Origin of the sequence: Collinsella aerofaciens (assembly GCF_020709435.1) — a bacterium.
In the GTDB taxonomy this organism is placed as follows: domain Bacteria; phylum Actinomycetota; class Coriobacteriia; order Coriobacteriales; family Coriobacteriaceae; genus Collinsella; species Collinsella aerofaciens_AU.
This window is the reverse complement of the sequence record NZ_JAJFDP010000028.1, coordinates 1-10,904: the sequence shown is the minus strand read 5'-3', so window position 1 is coordinate 10,904 and position 10,904 is coordinate 1. Positions and strand designations below refer to the sequence as shown.

Sequence of the window (10,904 nt, the reverse complement as noted above, 5' to 3'; positions counted from 1 at the left end):
TCCCCGCCACCTTGAATTGACTAGGACCTCTGCAAAGGGGTCCTTTTCTTTTATGTAGGGTTCTGCGGAAAATGCGCCCCATTATTGAGCGATAGAACGGGACACACTTTCCGGTGCCTGCCTCCGGCGCGCGTACACACCTCGTCGCACCATTCCGATCCCGTCTGCTCCCAGACATTCCTCCCACTTTCGCATCACTTTACAGACCGTTCGGTCGTCTGTCCGCACACGCGGGTATACTCAAAACGATACTTATCCTATGCAATACGATGCGGGTTCGACCTGCATGATCCGAAGGGGGCAGTGATGGAGAGGATACTCGGCGTTAATCTCTCTGGCTGGTTTATTCCCGAGCCTTGGGTGACCCCGTCGCTGTACGCGGCGACCGGTGCATCCAACGCAGCCGAGCTGCAGGAGGCCATGGGTACCGCCGCTTACAACGAGCGCATGCGCCGCCATTACGAGACGTTTGTGAGCGAGGATGATTTTCGCCGCATGGCGCAGATTGGCCTCAATGCCGTGCGTCTGCCGGTGCCCTGGTATGCCTTTGGCTCACAGGGGTCCGATGCGTCCTACATCTCGGTTGTCGACTACATTGACCGTGCAATTGAGTGGGCTGCCAAGTACGACATCCGCGTGCTGCTCGATCTGGCAACCGTGCCCGGTGGCCAGGGCGATTCCAACGATTCGCCCACCACGCCGGAGGCTGTCGCCGAGTGGCATTCGTCCACCAACGGCCGTCACGTCGCACTCGACGTGCTCGAGCGCTTGGCCGATCGCTATGGCGAGGCCGAGAGCCTGCTGGGCATTGAGCTGCTGGACACGCCGCAGATGAGCGTTCGCAAGAGCCTCTTCATCATGACGGATGGCATTCCGGCCCACTACCTGCGCAATTTCTATCGCGATGCCTACGAGCTCGTTCGTTCGTATATGCCCGAGGATAAGATCGTCGTCTTCTCGTCGTCGGGGCATCCCAGCGAGTGGAAGCATTTTATGCGCGGCGCCAAGTACAAGAACGTCTACATGGACCTTCACCTGTACCATTACCGCGACGAGTATGCGCTCGACATCACGAGCCCTCGCGGGCTGACGACGGCGATTTCGCGTAACAAGCGCGAGCTTAAAGAAGCGATTTCGACTGGGTTCCCCGTGCTGGTGGGCGAATGGTCGGGCGCGGCGATCTTTGCCAACTCGTCGGTTACGCCCGAGGGCCGCAATGCCTACGAGCGCGTGTTTATCGCCAACCAGCTGGCTTCGTTTGCGCCGGCTGCCGGTTGGTTCTTCCAAACGTGGAAGACCGAGAAGCGCATTGCAGCATGGGACGCCCGCGCGGCGCTCGGTACGCTCGAGCGCGGCATGATTGAATAGGTTGATATGACGCAAAACAGCGCCCATACGGGCAAACTCTATGTGGTCGGCACGCCCATCGGCAACCTGGGCGACCTGTCCCCGCGCGTTGGTGAGGCTTTTGCCGCCGCCGATGCCATCTGCTGCGAAGACACGCGTGTGACGTCAAAGCTGCTGATGCACCTGGGCATTTCCAAGCCGCTTGTCCGTTGCGACGAGAATGTGATCGCTAGCCGCGCTGCCGGCCTGGTCGACCGTCTGCTGGCGGGGGAGACCCTTGCCTTTGCCTCGGACGCCGGCATGCCGAGCGTGTCCGATCCCGGCCAGGCGTTGGTCGAGGCGGCGCGTGAGGCCGATGTGCCCGTCGAAGTTATTCCCGGGCCCTCTGCTTGCGTCACGGCGCTTGTTTCGTCCGGCATTCCCTGCGAGCATTTTTTCTTCGAGGGCTTTTTGGGCCGAAAGCACGGCGACCGTGTGCGCCGTTTGCAGCGCCTTGCCGTGGTGCCCGGCGCACTCATCTTCTACGAGTCTCCACATCGCATCGTGGCGACGCTCGAGGCTGTGGCAGAGGTTTTTCCCCAGCGTGAGGTTGCCGTCTGCCGCGAACTTACCAAGCTGCACGAGGAGGTCTTGCGCGGGCCCGCCGCCCAGCTCGCCGAGGAGCTGCGTGCTCGCGGCGAGGTGAAGGGCGAGATTGCGCTGGTCATCGCGCCGCCGAGCGAGGACGAGGAGGCCGGTATCGTGCCGGTTGGCGCCGCGGCAGCGGATCCCGACGAGGCCCTGCGCGAGGATATCCGCGCCGCGCTCGAGGAGGGGGAGCCCGCGTCTGCGGTGGCCAAGCGCCTGTCTCAGAAGTATTCGCGCCGCAAGCGCGATGTCTATGCCATGGTGCTCGATATGCAATAGATGGAGGATATCCAGCCCTTGCGCTAGAATCATCCCCTGTATGCAACGTTTTTCTGGAGGACAAACCCCATGGATCAAAGCAAGCCTTCGTTCTTTATCACGACGCCCATCTACTACGTCAACGCCGATCCGCACCTGGGCACGGCTTATTCCACCATCATCGCCGATGTTCAGGCTCGCTATCGTCGCTCCGCCGGCTATAACGTCAAGTTCCTGACCGGCATGGACGAGCACGGCGAGAAGGTCGCCGAGGCCGCAGCCAAGCATGGCATGACGCCGCAGGAGTGGACCGACAGCCAGGCTCCGCACTTCAAAGAGCTTTGGAGCAAGCTCGAGATTTCCAACGACGACTTCATCCGCACCACCGAGCCGCGCCAGCATCATGCCGTGCAGTACCTGTGGGAGCGCATGAAGGAGTCTGGCTACCTGTATAAGGGCAGCTACGACGGCTGGTATTGCGTGCCTGACGAGACCTACTTTACCGATACGCAGGTCCAGAAGGGCGACGAGGAGTACGGCAGCGTCGGCCAGCACCTGTGCCCCGACTGCCACCGTCCGCTTGAGCGCGTGCAGGAGGAGTCCTACTTCTTTAAGCTTTCCGCCTTCCAGGACAAGCTGCTCAAGCTTTATGACGAGCACCCCGACTTTGTCGAGCCCGCGTTCCGCATGAACGAGGTGCGCAGCTTTGTCGAGGGCGGCCTTAACGACCTTTCCGTGAGCCGCACGAGCTTTGACTGGGGCATTCAGGTCCCGTTTGACGAGGGTCACGTGACCTACGTGTGGTTCGATGCGCTGCTCAACTATATGACGGCCGTCGGCTACGGTGTCGACACCGACGAGGCGCGTGCCGAGCTGGCCTATCGCTGGCCCGCGCAGTTCCACATCGTGGGTAAGGACATCATCCGCTTCCACTGCGTCATTTGGCCCGCCATGCTCATGGCCATCGGCGAGGCTCTGCCCGAGCACGTCTTTGCCCACGGCTTCCTGACCGTGCGCAATGCCGAGACTGGCAAGGCCGAGAAGATGTCCAAGAGCCGTGGCAACGCTATCGCTCCGCAGGACGTTATCGACATGTTGGGCGTTGAGGGCTATCGCTACTACTTCATGACCGACGTCGTCCCCGGCACCGACGGTGCCATCAGCTTCGATCGCATGGAGCAGGTCTACAACGCCGACCTGGCCAACAGCTGGGGCAACCTTATCTCGCGTTCGCTCAACATGAGCGGCAAGTTCTTTGACGGTTGCGCGCCCGCCAAGCCCGCGTCGTTCGATGCGTTCGACAACCCGCTGGCAAAGATTGCCGACGGTTTGGTCGAGCGCTACATGGCCAAGATGGACGTGCTCGATTACGGTGGAGCCAAGGACGAGGTCATGGAGCTCATCCACGCCGCCAACCACTACATCGAGGACTCCGAGCCTTGGGCACTTGCCAAGGACGAGGCCAAGGCTGACGAGCTGGCGTTTGTGATCTACAACCTGCTCGAGGCCATCCGCATTGCCGCTCACCTGCTGATGCCGCTCATGCCCCAGACTTCTGCCGAGGCTCTGCGCCGCCTGTCCTGCGAGGACGAGGCCGCGAGCGACGACCTCAAGGGCATTTGCGCTTGGGGCCTGCTTGCTGGTGGTCAGCCCGTCGAGAAGGGCGATCCGCTGTTCCCGCGTCTGGGCTAAGACGCAGCGCGCCATATCGGCAATTTGCTGTTTAGCTGTAAGGGCATGGCCGCCACGGTCCATGCCCTTTTGTTTCAAGACGCCGCCATCATGCTAAGGAGGCAACCATGACAACTTCGCCTTTGGCAAACCCCACGGCCACCAGGGAGCTGCTGGAGGAGTTTGGCCTTGCGACCAAGCATCGCCTGGGCCAGAACTTCCTGATCGACAACCATGTAATTGAGCGCATTTGCGAGCTTGCCGAGCTTGCAGGCGATGAGCGCGTGCTCGAGGTTGGTCCGGGCGTTGGTACGCTCACGCTTGCGCTGTTGCAGGAGGCGGCGTGCGTCACGTCGATCGAGGCCGATCCCGAGCTCGAGCCGGTGCTCGATGCTCACGCCGCCGACTACGCCAACTTCCGCTTTATCATGGGCGACGCGCTTAAGGTGGGCCCGGAGCAGATTGAGCAGGCCGCCGGCGGTGAGCCGACGGTATTTGTCGCGAACTTGCCCTATAACGTGGCGGCGACAATCATCTTGCAGTTCTTCCAGACGATGCCCGCGCTCAAGCGTGCCGTCGTCATGGTGCAAAAGGAGGTTGCCGATCGCATTGCCGCAGTGCCGGGCAACAAGACCTATGGCGGCTATACGGCAAAGCTCGGCCTGTATGCGCAGGTGACGGGTCGCTTTGAGGTGCCGCCGCGTTGCTTTATGCCGGCGCCGCACGTGGACTCGGCCGTCGTGCGTATCGACCGTGTTGACGGCGTGGTGCCCGAAGGACTCGACCGCGAGTTTGTGGCCCGCGTGATTGATGCTGCATTTGCTCAGCGTCGCAAGACCATTCGCAACTCCATGAGCGCCAACGGCTTTGCCAAGGACGTGCTCGATGCCGCCTTTGAGGCTTGCGGTATCGCATCCACCACGCGCGCCGAGACGCTCGATGTTGCCGACTTTGTCCGCCTGGCCCAGGAGCTAATCCATGACGCTTAATGCCGAACGCGTGACGTTTACCAAGAAAAAGAAGACGGTTGCTTGTCCCGTGCCCTTGGCGCCGCTTGCCGACACGCATGCGCATCTGCTTTCGTTTTGGGGCAAAGAAGTGCCCGAGACGCTCGTGCGCGCCAAAGCCGCGGGCGTCGACCTGTTGGTGACGATGTTCGACCCCATCGCTGACAAACGCAGCGTGACGGACTATAGCGACTGGCTCGTGCGCGAAATTCTGCCGATGCAGGATATCCCTCAGATCAAGTATCTTGCCGGCGTGCATCCGTATGGTGCGCCGGACTATACCGACGACGTTCACGCGCAGGTCGTTGCCGCACTCGATGACCCCTTATGCGCCGGTATTGGCGAAATCGGCCTGGACTACCACATGGACTATGACGACGATATCGCGCCGGCACCCCATAACGTGCAGATTGACTGCATGACGCGCCAGCTCGAGCTTGCCGTGTGCCGTAACGTGCCGGTGGAGCTGCACCTGCGTCACGAGGACTCGGATGGGGAGCGCACCTCGCACGTTGATGCGTACAACGTGCTTCGTGAGGTGGGCGTGCCCCAGGCCGGTTGTGTGCTGCACTGTTTTGGCGAGGACCGCGCCACGATGGAGCGCTTTGTGGAGCTGGGCTGCTATATCGCTTATGGAGGCGCGGCTACCTTTAAGCGCAACGACGATGTGCGCGAGGCATTTGCGGCAACCCCACTCGATCGAATTTTGTTCGAGACGGATTGCCCGTATATGGCTCCGGAGCCCATCCGCGGTCTTGAATGCGAGCCCGCAATGATCTCCATTACGGCAAACACGCTGGTCAACGACCGTGTCGATCGTACCGGCGAGGATGCTGAGGCAATCGCGCGAGCAGCTTGGGAAAATGCCTGCAAACTTTTTCAAAAATAGTTCTTGCGTTCGCGATGGCGCTCCGTTATTCTAATTCCTGCACGCGGGCGTGGCGGAATTGGCAGACGCGTACGGTTCAGGTCCGTATGGGGGCAACCCCATGAAGGTTCAAGTCCTTTCGCCCGCACCATTGAATGAAAGAGCTCCCAGCAATGGGGGCTTTTTTGTTATGGGCCCATCGCAGGGACTTGAACCTGCGAAGGAGCGAGCGTAAAGAAAACGCGGAGCGGTTTTAGCGAGCTGGCGAGTCCGCCGGCAGGCGGGCGAAGCCGGTGCGGATCCGCGCAGCGGATACGCGGACGTCCTTTCGCCCGCACCATTGATTGAAAGAGCTCCCAGCAATGGGAGCTTTTTTGTTATGGGTCTCTTGTTGATGTCACGTGGCTGCTTCGTGCGGGTATCCTAGTGCCAACGTGTGCCTATCAGAGGAGAGACCATGCTGTTGTCCGGTATCATTGCCGCCCTTACGAGCCTTCTGCTTCCCATCATCATTTTGTTGCTTCTGCTTCCCAACGCCTGCTATGTCGTTGAACAACAGCATGCCGTGATCATCGAGCGTCTGGGCAAGTTTAACCGCATCGTCAACGCGGGCTTCCACATGAAGGTGCCCGTGATCGACCGCAAGGCCGCCACGGTGAGTCTGCGCACCATGAAAAACGGTTTTGGCATCGACGTTAAGACCCAGGACAACGTGACCATCGGCCTTGAGGTCTCTGCTCAGTACCACGTGAGCTATGACATGGGCGCCGGCCCGGCAGATTCGGGTATCTACAAGAGCTACTACATGCTGCAGGAGCCCGTCGACCAGATGCGTGACTTCATCACCGACGCCCTGCGCTCTTCGATTCCCGTCTACACACTCGATGAGGTCTTTGCCAAGAAGGATGACATCGCCAAGGATGTCAACGCTACCGTTTCCGAGCAGATGGCCGCCTACGGCTTCACCCTCGTGTCGACGCTCATCACCAAGATTGCACTGCCGACCGAGGTCGAGAACTCCATGAACGACATCAACGCCGCCCAGCGCAAGCGCGCTGCGGCACAGGAGCTCGCTGAGGCAGACCGCATCAAGCGCGTCACCGAGGCGACCGCCGAGGCTGAGGCAATGGAAAAGGCGGGCGAGGGCATCGCCAACCAGCGCAAGGCCATCGCGCTGGGTATCAAAGATTCGCTCGAGATCATACAGGAGACGGGTGTCGGCAATGACGAGGCCAACCAACTGTTCATGTTTACGCAGTGGTCCGAGATGATGACGGAGTTCGCTCGCACGGGTAAAACCTCGACGGTCGTGTTGCCAAGCGACTTTTCGCAGTCGGCCTCGATGCTCGAGCAGATGCTGACCGCCGGCAAAGTTCAAAACGATTCGAAGGAGTAGACGCGCGTGAAATACACTGTCGTTTGCGTCGGTAAGCTCAAGGAGCGCTTTTGGAAGGACGCGTGCGCTGAGTACACCAAGCGCCTAGGTGCCTATGCCAAGGTTGATATCCGCGAGGTGGCCGATATCGACCCGGCTAAGGCGGGCGGTGTGGATGCCGCGCGTGACAAGGAGGGGGCGGCGATTCTTGCTGCCTTGCCGCCGAGAGCCCATGTGATTCTGCTGGCTATCGAGGGCAAGGAGCGTTCGAGTGAGGAGCTCTCGGCGAGGCTCGACGATCTTATGCTGCGAGGCAGCAGCGACATTGCCTTTGTAATCGGCGGTTCGGACGGCGTGAGCGATGACGTGCGCGCACGAGCCGACGAGATGCTCAGCTTTGGACGCATTACCTTGCCGCATAACCTGGCGCGTGTGGTGCTGTTAGAGCAGATTTACCGTGCCTGCAAGATCAGTCGTGGCGAGCCGTATCACAAATAGGTCGGCAATGCGAAACAATGGCGTGGGACAATACCTTTCGTTTTGAGGAATGTGTCTGAAAGGACTATGAGAAATGAAGATTGGATTTGTCGGTTTTGGCAATATGGCGAGCGCTATGGCCGATGGCTGGATCGCTGCCGGTGTAGCTGCGAGCGACATGTGCGCCTGCGCGGGTCGCTACGACGCACTGGTTGAGCGCTGCGAGGCGCGCGGCATGGTCGCCTGCCACGATGCCGCCGAGGTTGTCGCCGCATCCGATATCGTGGTCGCTGCGGTCAAACCGTACATGATCGAGAAGATATTCGCCCCGCTCAAGGATGCTCTTGCCAAAAAGGTCGTTCTGTCGGTTGCCTGGACCTGGGACAGTGCCAAGTGGGAGCAGGTCCTGCCGGGCGTCGCGCATATCTCGACGGTGCCCAACACGCCGGTTTCGGTGGGCGAGGGCGTCATCGCTTGCGAGAAGGCTTCCACGCTTAGTGATGAGCAGAGCGTAGTGGTGCTTGATCTGCTTGGCAAGCTCGGTGCGGTGGTCGAGCTCGATACGAGCCTGCTGTTCGTGGGCGGCACGGTGGGTGGTTGCGCTCCGGCATTTGTCGCTATGGCAATCGAGGCCCTGGGCGATGCGGCGGTCAAGCACGGTATCCCGCGTGCCGATGCCTATCGCATTGTGAGCCAGATGGTGCTAGGTACGGCAAAGCTGCAGCTTTCAACTGGTCAGCATCCTGCGGCGATGAAGGATGCCGTATGCTCGCCCGGTGGCGCCACCATCAAGGGCGTCGTTGCGCTCGAGGACGCCGGCATGCGCAGTGCCCTGGTCAAGGCAATCGACGCAACTCTCCAGTAAAACCTGCCATTTAGGGACAGGTTTATTTTGGCAGGTTTTTCCTGCGGTTTTGTCGTATGTGCGAAAAGCGCCCCGCAACCGGATCGTTACCGGTTGCGGGGCGCTTGCATTTGCCCAGATAAAACCGACCAAAATAAACCTGTCCCTTTTTGGCAGGTTAGTCCCAGAAGCTGTCTTCCTCATCCTCGGACTTGGGCCCGCGGTCGACGTACATCTTATGGGTGCGCTTCTCCATTACAAAGGCAAGAATCGCAAATAACAGGATGCCGCCGGCGAAAAGGATGGCAAAACCGGTGCGGGTGCCAAACAAAAAGGAAAAAACTGCGTCCATTGGGTGCCTTCTTGCGTAGTTGAGTTGGGTCGTAAACGCTCATAAGTATATACTTGCCCATACATGTACAAGGTTGCAACCTAAATGGAATGTATATCGCCGGAGGATCTAATGCTTGATATCAAGTTTGTTCGCGAGAACCCCGATGCCATCGATGTCGCCATGGCTAACCGCCAGACGTCTTGGGATCGCGAGAAGTTCTTTGAGCTCGACGACGAGCGCCGTGCCGTCATCACCGAGGTCGAGGAGCTCCAGGCTACGCGCAATGCCGAGTCCAAGAAGATCGGCGCCCTGATGAAGGAGGGCAAGAAGGACGAGGCCGAGGCCGCCAAGGAGGCCGTGCGCGCCGTCAACGAGAAGATTGACGGTCTGGCCGAGCGCCGCACCGCTCTCGAACAGGAGCAGTACGACTTCATGGCTCACCTGCCCAACATTCCTTGCGAGGCCACGCCGTACGGCAAGGACGAGGACGAGAATATTGAGCGCCGTCGTTGGGGCACCCCGCGCGAGTTCGACTTCGACTTTAAGCCGCATTGGGATCTGGGCACCGATCTGGACATCCTCGACTTCGAGCGCGGCAACAAGCTCTCCGGCAGCCGTTTTACCGTTCTCGGTGGCGCCGGCGCCCGCCTGGAGCGCGCCCTCATCAACTTCTTCCTCGATACGCACACCAGCCGTGGTTTTAAGGAGTGGTGGCCGCCCATCGTCGTCAAGCGTCAGACCATGTTTGGCACGGGTCAGCTGCCCAAGTTCGAGGACGACGCCTACCACGTCTCGGGCGACAACTTCCTGATCCCCACCGCCGAGGTCGTGCTCACCAACCTGCACGCCGGCGAGGTCCTCGACGCCGACACCCTGCCGCGCCGCTACACCGCCTTCACCCCCTGCTTCCGCGAGGAGGCCGGTTCCGCCGGTCGCGACACCCGCGGCATCATCCGTCAGCACGAGTTCGACAAGGTCGAGATGGTCAAGTTCGCTAAGCCGGAGGAGTCCGACGAGGAGCTCGAGAGCATGACCGCCGAGGCCGAGTACCTGCTGCAGCAGCTGGGCCTTCCGTATCGCGTGATTAGCCTGTGCACCGGCGACTTGGGCTTCTCTGCCCGTCAGACCTACGACGTCGAGGTCTGGCTGCCGAGCTACAACGCCTACAAGGAGATCAGCTCCTGCTCCAACTGCGGCGACTTCCAGGCCCGCCGCGCCAACATCAAGTACCGCGACCCCGAGAACTTCAAGGGTTCGCGCTACCTGCACACGCTCAACGGTTCCGGCCTGCCGGCCGGCCGCACCATGGCCGCCATTCTGGAGAACTACCAGAACGCCGACGGCACCATCACGATTCCCGAGGTCCTGCGTCCTTACATGGGTGGTCTCGAGAAGATCGAGCCGGTCGCGTAAGTTGGCTGCATAGGGGATATGCAAGGGCGCTCCTTCGGGGGCGCCCTATTTCGTGCGCAGGTCCATACCATGCCGTGCGGACAGCTCAATAGAAAACACACGAACAACTGTTCTGTATACAGCCATCTACCTGCTATGCTTTTGCTAAATAAGAGCGAGAGAAAGGGGACGCGATGGAGCTGTTTGATGATCGGGTGGTTTTGTTTGAGAGCGACGAGGGCGGGGAGTACCTGCTTGTAACGTGTGAGCCGTCTGGCATGGGCGGCCTGGTGGTTCGGCAGACGAGTGAGGGTCCGTTGACACAATGGTGCTTTGAGGAGTCGCCGCATGTGGTCGAGACCTTTGTGACGCACGAGGGGCTTGTGGCGCTGGAGCACTTCTATGGAGTTGGGACTTCCAACCAGGTCGCGCGCATGCTGAGCATCTCGTTTGCCGATTATGATTGTGCCCAGCGGGTGAGATCGCTCCTGAGGGAACTTGATGCCAAGTTTGACGTGATCGAAAAGCCAATCGATCGTACGGGGAACAGCGGTATATGCGGATCAGCATGACAAAACTGCGTTCCACAAAAAAGTTTGAGATTGTGCTTGACTCCAATAAGCTAAAGTGGTTTTATATGTCTTGCGCTGCGGCGTTACCTCAGCTGGATAGAGGGTCTGACTACGAATCAGAACGTCATAGGT

At 60.0% G+C, this 10,904-nt stretch carries 11 protein-coding genes and 1 tRNA gene; 11 read left to right on the top strand and 1 reads right to left on the bottom strand.

Going from position 1 to position 10,904, the window contains the following annotated elements:
* Positions 1-306 precede the first annotated feature (306 nt).
* From LK493_RS09820 to proC, 9 genes are all read left to right on the top strand, one after another.
* Complete coding sequence (locus tag LK493_RS09820) at positions 307-1,368, top strand: glycoside hydrolase family 5 protein (protein ID WP_227790895.1); 1,062 nt, start codon at positions 307-309, stop codon at positions 1,366-1,368.
* 6 nt (positions 1,369-1,374) lie between these two features.
* Positions 1,375-2,253, top strand: a complete 879-nt coding sequence (gene rsmI, locus LK493_RS09815; RefSeq protein ID WP_138374422.1) for a 16S rRNA (cytidine(1402)-2'-O)-methyltransferase — start codon at positions 1,375-1,377, stop codon at positions 2,251-2,253.
* A gap of 69 nt (positions 2,254-2,322) precedes the next feature.
* Positions 2,323-3,924, top strand: coding sequence for a methionine--tRNA ligase (metG, locus tag LK493_RS09810; protein ID WP_227790894.1), 1,602 nt, complete (start codon positions 2,323-2,325; stop codon positions 3,922-3,924).
* Positions 3,925-4,031: 107 nt separating this feature from the next.
* Positions 4,032-4,892, top strand: coding sequence for a 16S rRNA (adenine(1518)-N(6)/adenine(1519)-N(6))-dimethyltransferase RsmA (gene rsmA, locus LK493_RS09805; protein ID WP_227790893.1), 861 nt, complete (start codon positions 4,032-4,034; stop codon positions 4,890-4,892).
* A complete protein-coding gene (locus tag LK493_RS09800) occupies positions 4,882-5,799 on the top strand; it encodes a TatD family hydrolase (protein WP_227790892.1) in 918 nt (305 codons plus the stop codon). Before rsmA ends, LK493_RS09800 begins: the two co-directional genes overlap by 11 nt.
* A gap of 43 nt (positions 5,800-5,842) precedes the next feature.
* Positions 5,843-5,929: transfer RNA gene (locus LK493_RS09795), tRNA-Leu, on the top strand.
* 306 nt (positions 5,930-6,235) lie between these two features.
* Positions 6,236-7,174, top strand: a complete 939-nt coding sequence (locus LK493_RS09790; protein WP_152067506.1) for an SPFH domain-containing protein — start codon at positions 6,236-6,238, stop codon at positions 7,172-7,174.
* Between the two features lie 6 nt (positions 7,175-7,180).
* Positions 7,181-7,651, top strand: coding sequence for a 23S rRNA (pseudouridine(1915)-N(3))-methyltransferase RlmH (gene rlmH, locus LK493_RS09785; RefSeq protein ID WP_227790891.1), 471 nt, complete (start codon positions 7,181-7,183; stop codon positions 7,649-7,651).
* A 73-nt stretch (positions 7,652-7,724) separates the two neighbouring features.
* Complete coding sequence (gene proC / locus LK493_RS09780; RefSeq protein WP_227790890.1) at positions 7,725-8,495, top strand: pyrroline-5-carboxylate reductase; 771 nt, start codon at positions 7,725-7,727, stop codon at positions 8,493-8,495.
* 157 nt (positions 8,496-8,652) lie between these two features.
* Here proC and LK493_RS09775 read toward each other — a convergent pair whose 3' ends face one another.
* Positions 8,653-8,826 carry a DUF6724 family protein gene (locus tag LK493_RS09775; RefSeq protein WP_006235069.1) on the bottom strand — a complete coding sequence of 58 codons (174 nt, stop codon included), beginning with the start codon at positions 8,824-8,826 and terminating at the stop codon, positions 8,653-8,655.
* Positions 8,827-8,937: 111 nt separating this feature from the next.
* Between LK493_RS09775 and serS the strand changes: the two genes are divergently transcribed.
* Positions 8,938-10,221, top strand: coding sequence for a serine--tRNA ligase (gene serS / locus LK493_RS09770; protein WP_040359108.1), 1,284 nt, complete (start codon positions 8,938-8,940; stop codon positions 10,219-10,221).
* Positions 10,222-10,394: 173 nt separating this feature from the next.
* On the top strand, positions 10,395-10,772 hold the full coding sequence (locus tag LK493_RS09765; protein ID WP_227790889.1) for a hypothetical protein: 378 nt from the start codon (positions 10,395-10,397) through the stop codon (positions 10,770-10,772).
* Positions 10,773-10,904 lie beyond the last annotated feature (132 nt).

Coding starts and splice junctions, on each gene's coding strand:
- LK493_RS09820 (WP_227790895.1), top strand. CDS start 307: ATGGAGAGGATACTCGGCGTTAATCTCTCTGGCTGGTTTATTCCCGAG.
- rsmI (WP_138374422.1), top strand. CDS start 1,375: ATGACGCAAAACAGCGCCCATACGGGCAAACTCTATGTGGTCGGCACG.
- metG (WP_227790894.1), top strand. CDS start 2,323: ATGGATCAAAGCAAGCCTTCGTTCTTTATCACGACGCCCATCTACTAC.
- rsmA (WP_227790893.1), top strand. CDS start 4,032: ATGACAACTTCGCCTTTGGCAAACCCCACGGCCACCAGGGAGCTGCTG.
- LK493_RS09800 (WP_227790892.1), top strand. CDS start 4,882: ATGACGCTTAATGCCGAACGCGTGACGTTTACCAAGAAAAAGAAGACG.
- LK493_RS09790 (WP_152067506.1), top strand. CDS start 6,236: ATGCTGTTGTCCGGTATCATTGCCGCCCTTACGAGCCTTCTGCTTCCC.
- proC (WP_227790890.1), top strand. CDS start 7,725: ATGAAGATTGGATTTGTCGGTTTTGGCAATATGGCGAGCGCTATGGCC.
- LK493_RS09775 (WP_006235069.1), bottom strand. CDS start 8,826: ATGGACGCAGTTTTTTCCTTTTTGTTTGGCACCCGCACCGGTTTTGCC.
- serS (WP_040359108.1), top strand. CDS start 8,938: ATGCTTGATATCAAGTTTGTTCGCGAGAACCCCGATGCCATCGATGTC.
- LK493_RS09765 (WP_227790889.1), top strand. CDS start 10,395: ATGGAGCTGTTTGATGATCGGGTGGTTTTGTTTGAGAGCGACGAGGGC.